At 67.0% G+C, this 17,338-nt stretch carries 17 protein-coding genes and 2 pseudogenes; 10 read left to right on the plus strand and 9 right to left on the minus strand.

Annotation, left to right across the window (positions count from 1 at the left end; genetic code table 11):
• Positions 1-25: 25 nt before the first annotated feature.
• Entirely contained in the window at positions 26-547 is a 522-nt protein-coding gene (locus tag B215_RS20805) for a tyrosine-type recombinase/integrase (protein WP_269083847.1), read from the plus strand.
• Between the two features lie 211 nt (positions 548-758).
• Here B215_RS20805 and B215_RS0105550 read toward each other — a convergent pair whose 3' ends face one another.
• From B215_RS0105550 to B215_RS0105560, 3 genes are read right to left on the minus strand one after another with little or no spacing between them, the layout of a single operon-like run.
• Positions 759-1,538: a sulfite exporter TauE/SafE family protein gene (locus B215_RS0105550; RefSeq protein ID WP_019368644.1), complete on the minus strand. Its 780-nt coding sequence runs from the start codon at positions 1,536-1,538 to the stop codon at positions 759-761.
• A gap of 7 nt (positions 1,539-1,545) precedes the next feature.
• On the minus strand, positions 1,546-2,064 hold the full coding sequence (locus B215_RS0105555; RefSeq protein WP_019368645.1) for a rhodanese family protein: 519 nt from the start codon (positions 2,062-2,064) through the stop codon (positions 1,546-1,548).
• A gap of 4 nt (positions 2,065-2,068) precedes the next feature.
• The gene (locus tag B215_RS0105560; protein ID WP_019368646.1) at positions 2,069-2,386 is read right to left on the minus strand and encodes an ArsR/SmtB family transcription factor; all 318 of its coding nucleotides are present in this window, start codon (positions 2,384-2,386) and stop codon (positions 2,069-2,071) included.
• Positions 2,387-2,454: 68 nt separating this feature from the next.
• Here B215_RS0105560 and B215_RS0105565 point away from each other — a divergent pair, with 68 nt between their 5' ends.
• Positions 2,455-3,339, plus strand: a complete 885-nt coding sequence (locus tag B215_RS0105565) for an MBL fold metallo-hydrolase (RefSeq protein WP_037513163.1) — start codon at positions 2,455-2,457, stop codon at positions 3,337-3,339.
• Here the strand turns inward: B215_RS0105565 and B215_RS20810 are convergent.
• The gene (locus B215_RS20810; RefSeq protein WP_082664506.1) at positions 3,336-3,779 is read right to left on the minus strand and encodes a hypothetical protein; all 444 of its coding nucleotides are present in this window, start codon (positions 3,777-3,779) and stop codon (positions 3,336-3,338) included. The two genes, B215_RS0105565 and B215_RS20810, sit on opposite strands and share 4 nt — an antisense overlap.
• Positions 3,780-3,821: 42 nt before the next feature.
• On the opposite strand from B215_RS20810, the gene B215_RS0105575 reads away from it, so the two are divergent.
• From B215_RS0105575 to B215_RS0105585, 3 genes are all read left to right on the plus strand, one after another.
• Positions 3,822-4,934, plus strand: coding sequence for a serine hydrolase (locus B215_RS0105575; RefSeq protein ID WP_236704540.1), 1,113 nt, complete (start codon positions 3,822-3,824; stop codon positions 4,932-4,934).
• A gap of 71 nt (positions 4,935-5,005) precedes the next feature.
• Positions 5,006-6,571 (plus strand): DUF389 domain-containing protein, encoded by a 1,566-nt coding sequence (locus B215_RS0105580; protein ID WP_019368650.1) that lies wholly within the window; start codon positions 5,006-5,008, stop codon positions 6,569-6,571.
• A 29-nt stretch (positions 6,572-6,600) separates the two neighbouring features.
• Complete coding sequence (locus B215_RS0105585) at positions 6,601-7,809, plus strand: cation:proton antiporter (protein WP_237718455.1); 1,209 nt, start codon at positions 6,601-6,603, stop codon at positions 7,807-7,809.
• A 1-nt stretch (position 7,810) separates the two neighbouring features.
• On the opposite strand, the gene B215_RS0105590 is transcribed toward B215_RS0105585, so the two are convergent.
• The gene (locus tag B215_RS0105590; protein ID WP_019368652.1) at positions 7,811-9,262 is read right to left on the minus strand and encodes a L,D-transpeptidase family protein; all 1,452 of its coding nucleotides are present in this window, start codon (positions 9,260-9,262) and stop codon (positions 7,811-7,813) included.
• Positions 9,263-9,442: 180 nt separating this feature from the next.
• Here B215_RS0105590 and B215_RS0105595 point away from each other — a divergent pair, with 180 nt between their 5' ends.
• Both B215_RS0105595 and B215_RS0105600 read left to right on the plus strand, forming a co-directional pair.
• Complete coding sequence (locus B215_RS0105595; protein ID WP_019368653.1) at positions 9,443-11,152, plus strand: SLC13 family permease; 1,710 nt, start codon at positions 9,443-9,445, stop codon at positions 11,150-11,152.
• A 39-nt stretch (positions 11,153-11,191) separates the two neighbouring features.
• Complete coding sequence (locus tag B215_RS0105600) at positions 11,192-11,653, plus strand: MgtC/SapB family protein (protein WP_019368654.1); 462 nt, start codon at positions 11,192-11,194, stop codon at positions 11,651-11,653.
• Here B215_RS0105600 and B215_RS20815 read toward each other — a convergent pair whose 3' ends face one another.
• From B215_RS20815 to B215_RS0105620, 4 genes and pseudogenes are all read right to left on the minus strand, one after another.
• Entirely contained in the window at positions 11,654-11,827 is a 174-nt protein-coding gene (locus B215_RS20815; protein ID WP_019368655.1) for a DUF1328 domain-containing protein, read from the minus strand.
• Between the two features lie 60 nt (positions 11,828-11,887).
• Entirely contained in the window at positions 11,888-12,247 is a 360-nt protein-coding gene (locus B215_RS0105610; RefSeq protein ID WP_019368656.1) for a PRC-barrel domain-containing protein, read from the minus strand.
• Between the two features lie 229 nt (positions 12,248-12,476).
• Positions 12,477-14,384, minus strand: a complete 1,908-nt coding sequence (locus B215_RS0105615; protein ID WP_019368657.1) for a BCCT family transporter — start codon at positions 14,382-14,384, stop codon at positions 12,477-12,479.
• Positions 14,385-14,449: 65 nt separating this feature from the next.
• Positions 14,450-14,728, minus strand: a pseudogene (locus B215_RS0105620) (STAS domain-containing protein); the annotation flags it as partial.
• Between B215_RS0105620 and B215_RS20820 the strand changes: the two are divergent.
• The 3 genes and pseudogenes from B215_RS20820 to B215_RS19610 all read left to right on the plus strand — a co-directional run.
• A pseudogene (locus B215_RS20820) lies at positions 14,718-14,984 on the plus strand (transposase); the annotation flags it as partial. The pseudogenes B215_RS0105620 and B215_RS20820 sit on opposite strands and share 11 nt — an antisense overlap.
• 570 nt (positions 14,985-15,554) lie before the next feature.
• The gene (locus B215_RS0105630; RefSeq protein ID WP_019368660.1) at positions 15,555-16,316 is read left to right on the plus strand and encodes a histidine phosphatase family protein; all 762 of its coding nucleotides are present in this window, start codon (positions 15,555-15,557) and stop codon (positions 16,314-16,316) included.
• Positions 16,313-17,194: an NAD(P)H-hydrate dehydratase gene (locus tag B215_RS19610; RefSeq protein WP_019368661.1), complete on the plus strand. Its 882-nt coding sequence runs from the start codon at positions 16,313-16,315 to the stop codon at positions 17,192-17,194. Before B215_RS0105630 ends, B215_RS19610 begins: the two co-directional genes overlap by 4 nt.
• Positions 17,195-17,338: the final 144 nt, after the last annotated feature.

Here is a 17,338-nt window from a genome sequence, read left to right on the forward strand (position 1 = left end):
ACCGGAAACGCTCTATGCCCTGCGCATCGCGCCGCACGTCTTCCTGCGGCCGGGCGAGCTGCGGCAGGCAAAGTGGAACGAGATCGACTTCGTCGACAAGGTCTGGCGGGTACCGGCCGAGCGGATGAAGATGAAGCAGGCTCATGCAGTGCCGCTATCGCGACAGGTAAGATATCTGTGGCAGGAGTTGCGTTCGCTTCCTCGAACGAACGAATGTTTGTTCCCCGCGCTCTACACGACGCAGCGTCCTATTTCAGACAACACGATGAACGTGGCGCTCCGACGGCTGGGCTTCGACCATGATGAGATGACCAGCCATGGCTTTCGCGCGATGGTGAGCACTTTGGTGAACAAATCGGGCTTGTGGCACCCCGATGCAATTGAGCGGGCACTGGCGCACGGCGAGAGGGATCGCGTTAGGGCCGCCTATCACCGCGGCGCCCACTGGGAGGAGCGGGTCCGCATGGCACAATGGCGGTCGGATTATCTGGATCAGCTGCGGGTAGGCGGGACGATTATCGAGGCCAAGTTCAACAAGCGCGGCTAGGGTGTGGTGCTTGCAGGGGCGAATATTCCGTGAGAATGTTTGCGATCCTATAGCAGGTGCGGTTTGGTAATAGTTTATATAGCCAAAATGGCGTGTAATTCGCGCGGTCTGATACTCGTAACTTATGTCCTTGGCAGAAATAATATCTATTTCTTGAGAACTCGAAAAGAAGAGTGTGGAGATGTTCTTACTTTGGATTGGAGAACGCATTCTACGTCGTTGAGGCAATGATGTAGCTTCCAACGGTAATCACCACGGCAGCAAAGCCGCGTTCAAGCACGCCTTTGCGAGCACCGAGCATTTTTCCCAGCGAAATGCCCGCCAGCGTCCCGCCAACCCCGCCCATGATCAGCACCGCCGTTACGCTCCAGTCGACCAGACCGGACAGGGCGTAGGAGGTCGCCGTCGTGAGACCGAGTGCGCTGACCACGACCAGCGATGTGCCGATCGCGAAGGGGAGGGGCATCGCCGTCGCGAGGATCAGCCCGGGCACGACCAGAAATCCGCCGCCGATCCCGAAGAAGCCAGCCGCCAGCCCGACGGCGAGGCCGATCGGTACAAGCCGGGGCAGCAGCGTCGCGGCGCTGCTGCGGGTGAGGCGGACGTCGGGAGCCTCGGTTGCGCGGCGCTTGCGTAACATGGAGAGGCCGACGCCGATCATTAGCATCCCAAACAGAACAAGCAGCCGCTTGCCGTCGAACGCCTTGCCGAGTTCGGCGCCCAAAGCCGCCCCGATCATGCCCGAGACCGCGAACACGCCGGCGCATCGCCATTTCACGCGTCCGGCCCGGGCATGGCCGAGAAGGCTGGCGAGCGCGTTGACCGTGACGGCGACGGCGGCGGTGCCGATCGCAGCGTGCGGCGATCCGATGCCGACGACGTAAACCAGCAGCGGTACGGCGAGGATGGATCCTCCCCCGCCGACCAGGCCGAGGACCAGACCGATCACGCCTCCGGAGGCGAGCGTGGCGAGAAGCGTGGCGGTGTCCATGCGCGGCTCAAGCGCCTGCGCGCCGATTCCATGGCATCAACCGCAACAGGTTTGCCATCCCGCACCAGCCGGTAATGCCGGCGAACATCAGTCCCGCGCCGACGAAGGCGGACAGGCCCATAAATCCCGGCGCGACGAAGAGGCTGAGCAGCACCCCGGCCAGCACCAGCGCGCCTGCCGTGATTTGCACCTGCCGCATGATCTCGATCGGTTGCGAAGGGTCGGCGATCACGGGATGGCCTGCCGTCCGCCATGCATCGATGCCGCCTGCGAGGACATAGGACGGGGCGTCTCCTGCCGCCGCGCGTAGCTGCGCCGCATTCGCTGCGGTGCGCATGCCGGAACGGCAGTGGAAGATGACCTGGCGCCCGTCGCGGGGCAACTCGCCGATCCGTTCGAGCGGGACGTTCAACGCGCCGGGGATGCGTGCGCGTGCATGTTCGTCGGTACCGCGAATGTCGACCAGTCGCGCGCCGGCTTCGATCGCGGCGCGGGTGTCGGCGGGGGAAAGGGGGGCAAGCGTCATCGCATCAATCCTTACAGTAGAGCTGGTACAGGGTGGCGAGCAGCGTTTCGACGCGCGGATCGGCGATGGCGTACCAGAGCGTCTGGCTTTCGCGCCGATAGGTAACGAGGCCCTCGTCGCGCATCTTGGCGAGGTGCTGCGAACATGCCGATTGCGACAGCCCCACCTCGCGGGCGAGATCGCCGACCGTCCTCTCGCCATGCTCGACGAGCTTGCACAGCAGCATCAGTCGCCGCGCGTTGCCGATCGCCTTCAGCATGTCGGCAACCTGGCCGGCCTTTGTCTCGAATGTCGCCAGGTCCATCGGCGGCTTCAGCATCATGCGAACTCCATTAGCACTTGCTTATGTAGCATCCTCTAATATATTAGCAAGAGCTAATGGAGGAAATCATGGCGCAGCCCTGCATCGAAGCGTTTTTCGACCATGCCACCAACACGATCAGTTACCTCGTCGGCGATCCCGCCACGCGCGTTGCCGCGGTGATCGACCCGGTGCTCGACTTCGATCCGGCGAGCGGCATCGCCGACACGCGCTCGGCCGAGGCGATCCTTGCCTTCGCACGCGATCATGGCTGGCGGATCCAGATGGTGCTGGAGACGCATGCCCATGCCGACCACCTGTCGGCCGCGCCATTTCTCGCAGCGCAGACCGGGGCCTGGGTCGGAATCGGCGCGCATATCCGCGACGTGCAGAAGATCTTCCGTCCGGTCTTCGCGATGGACGATCTGAAGACCGACGGGTCGGATTTTGACCGGCTGTTCGAGGACGGTGATCGCTTCGCAATCGGCACGCTGGCCGTGGAGGTGCTGCACGTGCCCGGCCACACGCCCGCCGATCTGGCCTACCGGATCGGCGATGCCGTATTCGTCGGCGACACGCTGTTCATGCCGGATTATGGCACCGCACGCGCCGACTTCCCTGGCGGCGATGCACGCACGCTATACCGCTCGATCCGTCGCCTGCTCGCCCTTCCCGACGCCACGCGGCTGTTCCTGTGCCACGACTACAAGGCGCCCGGACGTGACGACTATCGCTGGGAGACGACGGTAGGCGAACAGCGCCGATCGAGCGTCCATATCCATGACGGTGTAAGCGAGGACGCGTTCGTGGCGATGCGCGAGCAGCGCGACGCCGGGCTGCCGGTGCCCAAGCTGTTGCTGCCCTCGATCCAGGTCAACATTCGCGCCGGCCATTTCCACCAGGCCGAGGCAAATGGCGTCACCTATCTGCGCATCCCGGTGAAGTGGAAGTCCAAGGAGGGCCCGGCGGCCTAAGCGCTGTCTGAAGGGGCGACCTCGATGATCGTGTCGCCCGGCTGGAGCGACCGTGCCTCGGTTTCCCAGAATCCGTAGCGCTGCCCGAGCCGCTGCGCCGGGACGAGGGCGAAGCGGTTCGCGTGATTGCGCAACCGCTCGGCTTCGCAGCGCTTCTTGAACGATCCTTCGGTGCCCTGCTCCAGCATGCGGGGACCAGCACCATCGCGGCGATTCATTATCTGCAGACGCTGGGCGACATTGCCGCGGACTGCGACAATGCCGATCGCCGCGCGCTTCTCGTGCGGTGGGTGGACCGGATCGGGTTCAAGGCGAACGATGCTCTCGTGGATCATGATGCGCGACGGGTCGTCGTGGCAGCGCGCGCGGTACGCGAGACGATCCTCGTTGGCGACGAATGACCACTGCTGGGCGACGAACCGAGTTAGCTCGCCCTGCAATCCTGAGCTTCCGACGGTAAGCCGTTTGGAAAGGAGGGCTATTTGCCACGTATCGATACTGTCGTCCGCTTGGGCGTGCACGTTGCGCCGGCTATCCTGCTCGCCGCCTGTGTTCCCGCCGCACCCCCTATCGCTGTAAAGGCGCCACCGCCGCCGCCCGTTGCACGCCCGACGTTGGTCGCGCCGCCGATCGACGCGACCTCCGCGACGCCGAGGCCCAGGCGATCCGACGAGCCGCCGGCGGCTTTGCTCAATGCGGTGCAGGCTCTTGGCGCCGGGTTCCGGGGGCAGGTTGCGATCTCGGTACGGGATGTCGATCGTGGCTGGATGGTCGCATGGAACGGTGACCGACCGCATCCGCAGCAGAGCGTAAGCAAGCTGTGGGTGGCGATCGCGGTGTTCGATGCGATCGATCACGCTCGGATGTCGCTAGCCACGCCGGTGAAGGTAATCCGCGAGGATCTCACCGTCTTCCACCAACCGATCCGCCCGCTGGTCGGGCCGAACGGCTATCGCACCACCGTCGGCGCGCTGCTCGAATGCGCGCTGACCCGCAGCGACAATACCTGCAACGACGTGCTGCTGTGGAAGGTCGGCGGCCCTGCCGCCATCCGCCGCATGCTGAAGGAGAAAGGCATCGACGGCGTCGGCTTCGGTCCCGGCGAGCGCGAACTCCAGGCGAAGACTGCCGGTCTGGTCTGGCGGAAGGAATGGGCGGGCGGCTGGGGCTTCCTCCAGGCGCGCGCGGCCATGCCTGCGGCAGAACGCCGCAAGGCACTCGATCGCTATCTGGCCGCGCCCTATGACGGCGCGACCGCCAATGGCATCACGCTGGGCCTGTCGCTGCTAGCGCAGGACGAGCTGCTCAGCTATGGCTCTACCGATCGGCTTTTCCGGATCATGCTCGCGAGCAAGACGGGCCCGTTGCGGCTGAAGTCCGGCCTGCAGCCCGGCTGGAAAATGGCGCACAAGACCGGGACCGGGCAGGAACTGGGCAATCTCGCCACCGGCTATAACGATGTCGGCCTGCTCACCGCGCCCAATGGGCATCGCTATGCGGTGGCGGTGATGATCGCCAGCACCCGCCAGCCGATCCCGGTGCGAATGCGGCTGATGGGCAATGTCACGCGCGCGATCATCCGCACCGCCGAATAGACTTGCCTTCGCCTACGGACGGATTGCGGTTAACGTCCGCGCAACGAACAGAAAACGGGACGAGGACCGCCTTGAACGAAGCCATCCAAGCAACGGACAGCCGTGCCCGGCTCCGCGAGCGCCTGTTGCATTTGGCCTTGTATCGCTGGTGGCGCCAGTCGGTGGTAGCGCCGATCGACCACGAGGCGGTGGTCGCCCGGATCGTGGAGGACAGCGGTTGGTCCGGCCGCTTTGCCTTCATGACGATGATGTCCGCCGGCATTGCGGTCCTGGGCCTCCTGCTGTCCTCGCCGGCGGTGGTCATCGGCGCGATGCTGATCTCTCCGTTGATGAACCCCATTCTCGGCTTCGGCTTCAGCCTCGCGCTGTTCGATTTCGTCGAGCTGCGAAGGTCGCTCAAGGCGCTGGCGATCGGCGCCTTTGCCGCCGTCGCATTCACCGCGCTGATCGTTACCATCTCCCCGCTGCAGGCGCCGACCTCGGAGATCGTCGCGCGCACTCGGCCCAATCTGTTCGACCTGGCCGTTGCGTTGTTCGCGGCGCTGGCGGGTACCTATGCGATCATTCGCGGGCGGGGCGAAACCATTGTCGGCGTGGCCATCGCCACCGCATTGATGCCGCCGCTGGCGGTCGTCGGCTATGGCATCGCGACGTGGAACGCGCCGGTGGGGATGGGTGCGTTGGCGTTGTTCGTGACCAACTTCATCACCATCGCGCTCTCCGCCACGGCGATGGCGCGTTTCTACGGCTTCGGCCATCATCTTTCGCGCCGCCAGACCTGGACGCAGACGGCGATCCTGATCCTCGTCTTCGTCGCGATGGCGATCCCGCTCGGCATCTCGCTCAACCGCATCGGTCGCGAGGCGGTGGCGGTCACCCAGGCGCGAACGCTGCTGGCGGAGCGGTTCGGCGCCAAGGCGCGGGTCACCCAGCTCGACCTCGACTTCACCCGAGAGCCTCTGGTCGTCCGCGCCGTGGTGATTACCCCGCAGGACGCGATGCAGAAGACCGTGACCATCCAGAAGGCGCTGGCGGCGCAGCTCGGTCGGCCCGTTCGCCTCAATCTCGACCAGGTGCTGCTCGGCGCGGGCGCCGACGCGCTGGCGGCACAGCGCGAGGAACTGCGGCGGGCAGGGGAGGCGTCCAATCAGGAGACGCAGCGCGTGACCGAGATCGCGCAGATGGTGGCGCTGATCGCGGGCCTGAAGCCCGACGACGTCACCGTCGACCGCGACCATCACCGTGCCACCGCCGCCGCGACGCCGCTGCCGGGGGCAGGGATCGAGACCTACCGCATGCTCGAGACGCGGGCGGCGCAGCGCGCGGGCGACTGGACGGTGGCGATCGTTCCGCCGCAGGGGCCGCTGCCGGAGATCGGTTTCGCGGACAATGTCGATAGCCTCGACGCGCGGGCGACCGAGGCCGTCGCTGCGTCGATCTGGGCGGCGAGGCGCTGGAACATCGGTGCGCTCGGCGTGCCGGGCCTGCCCAAGGGCACCGCGCCAGCGAAACCCAACCTCACGCAGCGACGCGCGCTCGCCATTGCCGAGCAATTGCACCGTGCCGGTCTCGCGGCAAGCGCAGCCCCGCCTGCCGGGCAACGCTTTGCGCTCGTCCCGGCGCCGGTTCTGCCCTAGGGATTTTCTCCCGCCCAGCCCCAACAGGAGTGCCCGCGTTGAACGAAATCGGTCTTCCCGAACTCGGCACGTTGCTGATCGTCGCGTCGCTGGTGGCGATGATCTCGCGGCGGATCGGGCTGCCCTATACGGCCGGGCTGGTGCTGGCCGGGATCGCACTCGCTTTCCTGCCGGTGGGCGCCAACCTGCCGCTGTCGCGGGAGCTGATCTTCAACGTGTTCCTGCCGCCACTGATCTTCGAGGCGGCGTTGCAGCTGCGCTGGCAGCGGTTCCGCGAGGAGCTGCCGCTCACCATCGTGCTGGCGTTTCTCGGCGTCGCCATCTCCGCTCTGCTGGTCACCGTCGGCATGCACTGGCTGCTGGGCTGGAGCTGGCTGGGCGCGGCCTTCTTCGGCGTGCTGATCGCGGCGACCGACCCGGTATCGGTGATCGCCGCATTCAAGGAGATGAAGGCCGAACCGCGACTGAGCATGGTGGTGGAGTCGGAAAGCCTGCTCAACGACGGCGTTGCCGCCGTGGGCTTCGCGATCCTCATTGCGGTCGCCGAGGGTGGCGGGCTCAGCGTCGGTAGCGTCGCGACGTCGCTGCTCTGGACGGTGCTGGGCGGCGTGGCGATCGGCGCCGCGATCGCCTTCGTGGTGCTGACCGTCGCGGGGCGGACCGAGGACCATCTGGTCGAGGTGACGCTGACCACCGTGATCGCCTGGGCGAGCTTCCTGCTGGCCGAGCATGTCCATGCCTCGGGCGTGTTCGCCGCACTGGCGGCCGGGATCATCGTCGGCGCGATCGGGCCGCGAGGATCGATCTCGGTCGCGGGGCGCCAGCATGTCCAGGATTTCTGGGCCTATGCTGCCTTTCTCGCCAATTCCTGCCTGTTCCTGCTGATCGGCAGCCATGAGGCGCACCAGCCGATCGCGCTGGTGAGCGGCGCGCTGATCGCGGGGATCCTGCTGACGCTGCTCGGCCGCGCGGCGGCGGTCTATCCGCTGGCGGCGCTGTTCGGGCGCACGGGGCTGCGGCTGCCGGCAACCTATCAGCATGTGCTGGTCTGGGGCGGGCTGCGCGGGGCAGTGGGCCTTGCGCTGGCGCTGGCGGTGCCGGCGAGCGTTGCCGAGCGCGGTGCGATCGTCGTGGTCACCTTCGGCGTCGTTGCTTTCTCGATATTTGCACAAGGCCTCACCATGCCGCCGCTCCTCCGCCGCTGGAAGCTGACCGGCGCGGCGGACGCCGAGCATTGAGTCAGGGGCCGATGTCGATGGCGTCGGCCTGCGTTCTGGTGTGCGCACCGTCGTCGAAGCCGAGCGCCCGCGCGACCGGCCCGTTCCAGTCATAGGGGTCGGTGCGGACCGTTACCCGGCCGATCTCGTCGACAAAGGCATTCTGGTAGAGCAGCCGCACCGGGATGCGTACCGGGAGGGCCACGAAGGTCTGCGCGCCGCTGGCGCTCGCCGCCTGCCAGCGATCGGCCACGCCTTCGTCCTCGGCAATGCGTTGCGCGAAGCCCAGCGCATCCTCCACCCGCACGCAGCCATGGCTGAGATGCCGCTGGCTGCGCTCGAACAGGGCCGGCGCACTGGTATCGTGGAGATAGATCGCCTGGTCATTGACCATGTCGAACTTGACCAGGCCCAGCGCATTGTCCGGCCCCGGCTGCTGGACGATATAGCCGCCCCGGCGCACCATGTTGTGGCTGGCGAGATAGTCCGGGCCGACATGCGCCAGCTCGGTATTTTCGATCGACTTGGGAATCGTCCAGGTGGGGTTGGCGACCAGCCGGTAGATCGGGGAGGAGAGCAGCGGCGTCTCGCGCCCTGGCTTGCCGACGATCACCTTGCGGCTGTCGACCAGGATGCCGTCGCGGTAATAAGCGAGGCGCGCGGCGGCGATATTGACGTCGATCCGCGTCGCCGGCGGATTGCGCGCCAGCCAGCGCAGCCGTTCGAGCGCCACGGCGAGCGTACGGGCGCGGTCGGCCGGGCTCAGGGTCAGCACTTGGATCGTGCGCGGACCGACGACCCCGTCCTCGACAAGGCCATAGTCGCGCTGCAGCGCGCGCACCGCATCGGCGATGTCGCTGGTATAGAGGTGAGACGGGGCGGGGGCCGAGGGCGAGGTCGTACCGAGGTCCAGCAGATAGCCTTCCGCTGCGAGTTGCTTGACGATCGCCGGAACGCGATCGTCGCGGTCGCCAGGGCGGATCAGGCCGTCCGCAGCGATTTGGGGGGCGGAGCCGCTGCCGAGGCGCTGCTCTGCCACCGCGGCGCGATAGGCCTCGGAAAGGCGGCGATAGTCTGCGTCCTGCGGGACAAGGCCGGCAAGCCAGGCGGGCAGGTCGCCGCGGTCGAGCGCGGTGGCAAGCCCCCCTGCGATGTCGACGTCGGGGCGGGGCAGGGTGTAGACGGCGTGCAGCGTTGCCGGATCCACTACGCCCATGGCCAGCGCGCGGGCATAGCGCAGCGCGGCGCGCGTGCGTGCGACATCCAGCGCCTCGGGACTTGCGGCAGGCTCGACAGAGGACGGGAAGGACAGTCGATCCAGCCCATGATCGGCACGGTGCGCGATCGCATTTTCGAGGGCGCGCGCGGCCGCGTCGGTCCAAACGAGGCGCCACTGTGCCCGATCATAGAAGCGCTGAAGCTCGGGCTCGGTTGCGAGCGACCGGAGCGCAGCCTGCGCCTGCCCCGCGGACATGAGAACAGCGGCACCCTGGCGAACGGCAGCGGCGGCAGCGGGAGGTGCAACGGACAGGAGAAGGGGGGCTGCAACCATGCAGCGAAACCGAAGGTTTGAAACAGTCATGTCTTTGCAAACGCACCCGCGCCGCCGATCGGTCCATCGTGCCTGTGCCCCGCTTTGGCGGGCGGGTCGCGGATGACCCCGGCGATTCTCAGCGCCGCCGTCTTGCTGGGCGCGCTGGTGTTGTTCGTTTCGGAACGCGTGCGCCACGACCTTGTCGCGCTGCTGGCGCTGCTCGCCTGCGTGCTGCTCGGCCTTACGCCACCGGGAGAGGCCTTTGCCGGCTTCGCCGATCCCGCCGTGATCGCGGTCGCGGCGGTGCTGGTGATCGGTCGCGCGATCGAGCTGTCCGGCGTCGCTGCCAGCGTATCGCGGGCGCTGATGCCGGCGCGTGCAGGCTTTACCGTCCGGCTCGCGGTGTTGCTGGTGTTGGGCGCGTTCCTTTCCGCCTTCATGAACAACATCGCCGCGCTCGTCGTCACCATGCCGATCGCCGCGCAGGTGGCGCGCGAGGCCAAGCGGCCGCCTGCCGCGACGCTGATGCCGCTCGCCTTCGCCACCATTCTGGGCGGCATGACGACGCTGATCGGGACGCCCGCCAATCTCATCCTGTCCTCGGTGCGCGCCAAGGAGCTGGGCACGGGCTTCGGCTTCTTCCAGATGGCGCCGGTGGGGGTGGCGGTTTCGGCGGTGGGGCTTCTGTACCTCGTGCTGGTCGGCTGGCGGCTGCTGCCGGTGCGACAGGGGATGGACCGTCCGGCGCGGCCGCCTTGGCGGGTGTACGAGCTGACCGCCCGAGAGGCCCTGCCGTTCGCAACCCTGCTCCCCCGTCTACGGGCGGCAGCAGTCCGTCTGCTTGCCGTCTTCCGGGAGGGGCATCGCGTGCATCCCGAGGTGCAGGTGGAAGCGGGCGACCGGCTGCTGGTCGTGTCGCGCCGCCAGCAATGGGACGCTGCCGACGCGGCCGGGCTCGCGGCCGACCTCCATGCGGCGGACGACGACAGCGTCACGGCGCGCGTGGTCGTGGCGCACGGCTCGTTCCTCATCGGGCTCAGCCATGAGGCGGTTCGTATCCGCAGCGGCGATACGCTGACGGTCGTCGCCGTGGGACCGCGGGCCGCGCGACGGCGCGCGCCGCTGCCCTCGCTGCGAATCGAGGCCGGCGACCAGCTGTTCGTGCGCGGCCGCCCGGCGGACCTTGCCGAGTTTGTCGGCAGTGCCCGGCTGCTCGAGATCGACCGGGTGGATCGCCTGCCGGTCGCCCGCCGCCGCGCGGCTCCGGTCGTGGCAATTTTCCTAGCCGCGATTCTCGCGATCGTCGGGTTCGGGGCGCTGCCAGCGCTCGCCTTTCTTGCCGCTGCCGTCGTGCTGGTCGCGACGCGGCTGATCGGCGCCGACGATGTCTACCAGGCGATCGACTGGAGCGTGATCGTGCTGCTCGCGGCGATGATCCCGGTGGGCCACAGCTTCGAGACGAGCGGTGCCGCCGCCATCGCCGCCCAGTGGCTGGGGACGACGCTTGCGGGGCTGCCGCCCGTGGCGGTGATCGCCGCGCTGTGCGGCATGACCCTCTTGTTGTCGATCTTCCTCAACAACGTCGCGACCGCGATCATCATGGGCCCGCTCGCCATCGATGCCGCGCGGGTGCTTGGGATCGCACCCGATGCCGCACTGCTGGCGGTGTTGATCGGCACGTCGGCGGACTTCCTCACGCCGATCGGCCACCAGAACAATCTTTTGGTCATGGGGCCGGGCGGTTATCGCTTCACCGATTACGCGCGCATGGGCGCGCTGCTGGTGGTGCTGGTGGTCGGAACGGCGGCGGTGGTGCTCGCTCTCCCGTAGCATGGCGCAACCCCGCGGGGGACCATCCGTTTCCCAGGTATGGAGCCAGGAACCTTCTCTCCGATCCACATCCCCTGGGGCGAGGCGCTGCTGCGGATCGGCGCCTCGCTGCTCCTGCCGCTGCTGATCGGGCTAGAGCGGTTCCTCCGCCGCAAGCCAATCGACTATTGTCCGTTTGTAATCGTGTCGCTGGGGGCCTGCGCGCTCTCGCTGGCGATCCTGGAACTCGCGGTGCGCACACGGGATCCGCAGCTGGACGTAGGGCCTGGCCGGGTCTTCGCGGGCGTGATCACCGGGATCGGCTTTCTTGGTGCCGGCGCGATGTTCCGCGAGGAGAATTATGTGAAGGGGGCAGGGTCCGCCGCGTCAATCTGGGCGGCGGGCGTGATCGGCATTTTGTGCGGCATCGGCATGCTTTGGCTTGCCGGCATCCTGGCCTCGTCGGTGCTGCTCCTCCTGCTGGTAAGCGGCCCCTTCACGCAGAAATATGATGCGGAGTGATCAGGTCGCCTTCTTGTAGATCGTGAAGCCTAGCACGAAGAGCACCAGCGCAACCACGAGCGCGATCCAGAACAGAAGCTTGGCGATGCCCCAGGCTGCTGCTGCGGGGCCGCCGAAGCCCAGCACACCCAGCACGGCGGCAAGAATGGCGAAGATGAGGGCCCATTTGATCATGGCGTGTTCCTATCCGTTGGAGGGGTGGGGGCGGCGATCGCCGCCGCACCCTTGCCGTCGTCAGGCGTAATAGCCGGTGACCTGCGCCTCATAGGCGCGATCCCAGACCGGCTCGTGGTCCCGCGCATAATGCGGTCCACCGCGCAACTGGTCCGCGTCACGCTGGACGACATAGCCCGAGCGCTCCTCGTCATAGGTGAGCTCGTTCCACGGCAGCGGGAAATAGTCCTCGCCCATGCCGAGGAAGCCGCCATAGCTCACCACGGCATGGCGAACCTTGCCGTCACGCTTGCCGAGCATGAGGTGGTGGATCGAGCCGATCTTCTCTCCGTCACGGCCATAGACGGCCGTTCCCTCGACCTTGGCGGACGAGATCATGTCCTGGGTTTCGTTGCGATCGAGCGTGTTGTTGTCTGCCATTGGGCATCTCCTTTCGGATGGTGGATGGTCCCTTTGGGCGTTCCCTGAACGCGCCGCCCGTGGCGCCCCGATCGGGCGCTCGATATGCTGCAGCGATATCGTGGCGGTCTCTAGGGCAACGGGTCGTACCCGATCATGTTCCGTGGAAAAGGATTAATTCCCGAATTGCAGTGCTGGAGGGCTGTTATCTGCGCTGGAGCGATCTCCGGCTTCGACCATCGTTAGGCGATCAGCGCGCCTTCCATCGCTCCAGCGCGCTGAGGACGTCTCCGGTGATCTGCCGCGTGGAGAATCCGGTGAGGTCGCGCGACTTGGCGGGCGGAAGCGTTTCTACGGCAAGCGACCAGCCGATGCTGCGGCGCGTTTCGGACGCCTCCAGCGCCGTATAGGCGGCTAGGGGCCGAGCGCGCGGCAACAGGCGGTAGGTGAACGGTCGTTCGCTCTGGCTGCCGACGATAAGCGCCACCTGGCTCTCTTCCATTTCGAGCAGCAGGTCGGTCCAGCCCTCGGCCTGCATCGCCGTGTAGACGGCGCGCAGCGCGGGCTCGCCGTTGCGATGGAGCTGTTCGAGAATGTCGGACCTTCGCGCAGGCAGGACCAGCCGCTTCAGGCGCTCGCTGATCGCAGGCGCTTCGTCGGGGATCGCTTCGCCGGCAAGGTCGGCATTGGTCTGGCGGATCAGGCCATAGGCGAGCAGCAGCATGATGAAGCAGAAGGGCAGCGCCGCCAGCAGGGTCGCCGCCTGGAGCGCGCCGAGCCCGCCGGCGACGAGCAGCAGGGTGGCGGTCGCGCCCAGCAGCACGCACCAGTACATCCGCTGCCAGCGCGGCGTGTCTTCCTTGCCGCCCGAGGCCAGCGTGTCGATCACCAGCGCGCCGGAGTCGGCGGAGGTGACGAAGAACACCGCCACCAGCAGGATGGCGAGGGTGGAGGTGACGCTTGCGGCGGGCAGATACTCCAGGAACTTGAACAGCGCGGTGGAGAGATTGGCCTGCACCGCCTGCGCGATCCCGCCCGATGCCACGCCCAGATCGAGCGAGATCGCGGTGTTGCCGAACACCGTCATCCACAGGAAGGTGAAGGCGGTGGGCACGAACAGCACGCCGATGACGAACTCGCGGATCGTCCGCCCGCGCGAGATGCGGGCGATGAACATCCCGACAAAGGGCGACCAGGCGATCCACCACGCCCAGTAGAACAGCGTCCAGTCCGCCATCCAGGCGCGCGGCTCATAGGCGTAGAGCGTGAAGGTGCGGATCACGAAGTGATCGAGATACAGGCCGAAATTCTGCACCAGCGCGCGCAGCAGGAACAGCGTGGGGCCCAGCGCGAGCACGAACAGCATCAGCAGCACGGCGACGGTGAGGTTGAGTTCGGACAGCCGCCGGATGCCGCGATCCGCGCCGCTCAGCACCGACAGCGTCGCCGCCCCCATCACCAGCACGATCACGACGATCTTGGCAGTCAGCGTGTCGGGAAGGGCGTAGATATAGGCGAGGCCGGCGGTCATCTGCGAGACGCCGAAGCCCAGCGACGTCGCTACGCCGAACACCGTGCCGCACACCGCGAAGATGTCGATCGCGTCGCCGAGCGGCCCGTCGATGCGCTTGCCGAGGATCGGCGCCAGCCCCGAGCGCAGGGTGAGCGGCAGGTCCTTGCGATAGGTGAAATAGGCAAGGCTCAGCCCGACCAGCGCGTAGATCGCCCAGGCATGGACGCCATAATGGTGGAAGGTGATCGCCATGGCCTCCCGCGCCGCGGCGATCGTGCCGCTCTTGGCTTCCGGGGGCGAGATATAGTGCTGGATCGGCTCGGCCACGGCGAAATACATCAGCCCGATGCCCATGCCGGCGGCGAACAGCATCGCCAGCCAGGAGAGATAGGGGAAGTCGGGCTCGGCATCGTCCGGCCCCAGCTTCAGCTTTCCTGCCGGCCCGAAGCCGAGCGCGAGGACGACGGCCAGGAACACCGCGACCGCGGCAATGTAGAACCAGCCGAACGTGTCGATGGTCCAGGCCTGCGCCGCCTTGAAGGCGAGGTCGGCGCTGCCGGGCATCGCGGTGGTGACGCCGAGCAAGGCCAGGATGAGCGCCGAGGCGCCCAAGAACACGCGGGGGTTGATTGCACTTTTCAGCATATGTGCACGCTGAACGCCCGTCGGGCGAAAAGGTGGCCGCAACTGCCGTCGCGCCACCCGGGGGCTCAATGCGGTGCCAGCCCCAGTTCGACGCCGGTCTTGTCGTGGAGTGCGAAGCGATCGACGATGTCTGCGCTCGCACGGTTATAGCCGACCACCTCGACGTCGCGGCCGTCGCGACAAAGCCGCGCGACGATCTTGTCGAGCGCGCCGACGCCGGAGATGTCCCAGAAATGGGCCGCCGTCACGTCGATCACCACCTGGCCCGCGCGATCCTCCCCTTGGAAGGCGCGGGCGAAGCGGTTGACCGAGGCGAAGAAGATTTCGCCCGAGACCCGTAAGGTCACGCACTCTATCCACGAAGGCGCTCGTGACCTGGCCCGCGATATTGCCACCACCCACGCCTATGTAAGCTCCCGTCGCCAGCGCAAGAAGGTCCAGATGCTGTTTGCGCCCCTCAAGCGCATCCTGAAGCTCGATCGTTTGCGCCTGCGAGGTTCCAACGGCGCAAAAGACGAGTTCCTCCTCGCCGCTACCGCCCAGAACCTCCGCAAGATGGCCAAGTTGATCCCGATGCCAACACGGATGGCACCCGCCTGAGGTGCGCGCGCGCCTGGCTCCATTTCAAACCACGGGCATGCCTGCCGTCGACTCCCACCTTTTCAACACAATCGCCCGAAAGCGTACTGCGAAGCGTACCCAATACTACCAAATGGGTTCGATAGGCGAGGGTTCGTGTCCGGGTTTCGGAACCAAGTTTTGGTGAGCCACGAGTGGGTCACGGCATTCTGGGGACGCAAAAAATGTCAGTTTTCTGGGGTTTCTGGAGGTGGATGTGAGTCCGGCTAGGGCACCAGTACATATTGGAACGCAGCGATCCGCGCGATCAGCGCGTCCAACGACCAGACCGGTCGGCCGTTCGCAACAGGCGCGCCGCGAGGAAGTCGCGACGTCTGCTGATGCCTCGCTATCCCGAGCGCGAGAGGGGTGAACCCCGTCCTGCCGCGCCGGCGTGAAGGCCGGGCTGGCGGAGAGTGTCGCAAGTATCGCCGCTCTGACGGTAAGGCCGCACGGCCAGGAGGGCGGCCGGAGCATCGGAGCGAGCCTGCTTTTTGGCCGCGCGCCTGCATCGCTTGGGGAACGCGCTGTGATTCCTGGCATTTATTGTCGATGACTTCCGTTACCTCCAGATGGCCGGCGCGGCTGTGGCTGATCCGGCATGGCCAAAGCGCCGGCAATGTCGCCAGAGATGCAGCGCATTACGCCGGAGCGGAACGCATAACGCTCGACCATCGCGACGTGGATGTGCCGCTTTCTGCGCTCGGGGAGCGCCAAGCGATGGCGCTCGGACGATGGTTCGCCGCGGGCGAGGGACACGGCCAGCCAGAAGTGATTCTTTGCAGCCCCTATGTTCGCGCGCATGCGACCGCACGGCTGTTGCGCGACGCCCATCGCGGCTTGCCCAACGCCATCATCTGCGCCGACGAGCGGCTGCGCGAGAAAGAGTTCGGGATTCTGGACGGATACACCACTGCGGGCATCGCCGCGCAAATCCCGGAGCAGGCCGAGTTCCGGCGGCTGCTGGGCAAGTTCTACCACCGGCCGCCAGGCGGCGAGAGCTGGTGCGACGTTATCCTGCGGCTGCGCTCACTGCTCGACACGGTGTCGCTGCATTATGCGGGAAGGCCGGTGATGATCGTCGCCCATCAGGTTGTCGTGCTGTGCCTGCGGTACATTCTGGAGGGATTGAGCGAGGCGGAGATCCTGGCGATCGACCGCGCCGGAGACGTCGCCAACTGTTCGGTCACCGAATATGAGTGTGGGGAAGGGGGTATGCAGCTGGTGCGCTATAACGTCACCGCGCCGATGGAGGAGAGCACATCCGCCCGGGTGACGACATCGCCCGATGCAATGGTGGGAGCGCGGGGGTGATCGCGCTGGATCGCGCCTGGCTGGCCGCCCATCCGCTGCCGCCCTGCGAGCACGCGACCGACAAGAATGCGCGCGGGCGCGTCCTGATCGCGGGCGGCGCGGAGCGGGTTCCGGGCGCCCTGCGGTTGACCGGCGAGGCCGCGCTGCGCACCGGTGCAGGCAAGGTCCAGCTGGCGACGGTGGAGCGCGCGGCGCTCGCGCTTGGCATGGCGATGCCGGAGGCCGCGGTGTTCGGGCTTCCGGCGAACGCGGCGGGTGAGCTGGGCGGCGACGCCGGACCGATGCTGGCAGGGTTACTGGAGCGGTGCGACTCGCTTGTTCTGGGCCCTGGGACAGGGAGCGCTGCGGACGCCGGGGCGATAGTGGATACAGTGCTCACCTTCTCGCGCGACCGGCCTGCGCTACTGCTGGACGCGGCCATGCTGGCGGTTCTGGGGCCGCGCGCGGCGATGGTCAAAGGGCGCGAGCGCGCGGCCGTGCTGACGCCCCATCCTGGCGAGATGGCGACGCTGATGGACGAAGAGCCCGAACGGATTGCGCGCGAGCCTGCCACCGTTGCGCGGGCGGCTGCGGAACGGTTTGGCGCCGTGGTGGCGCTGAAGGGGCCGGAGACGCATATCGCCACGCCCGATGGCCGGGTATTGCGGTATCCCGGCGGCGGCCCCGGCCTCGCAACCGGAGGCTCCGGCGACGTGTTGGCCGGTGCGATCGGCGGGCTGCTCGCGCGGGGCGCCGATCCGCTGCCGGCGACCGCCTGGGGCGTGTGGCTGCATGGCGAAGCAGGCCGGCAGCTGGCGGAACGTGTCGGTCCCATCGGCTTTCTAGGTCGGGAACTGCCCTCGGCGTTTCCGACGCTGATGGCCGCAGGCGAGCTTTGACCTTCCAGAGATGCTTACGTCCCGGCGGCCGTGGTGCGGACGAGCGCGATGCATCGGCTCATCATCCTTCCCGGATCGCAGATTTAGCGTTCGCGCCGCGGACCCGGCGTCGCTGCCTGGCGTTGAAGACAAGGCGTTCTTTTG

It is taken from the genome of Sphingomonas sp. ATCC 31555 (assembly GCF_000282895.1).
Classification (GTDB): Bacteria; Pseudomonadota; Alphaproteobacteria; order Sphingomonadales; family Sphingomonadaceae; genus Sphingomonas.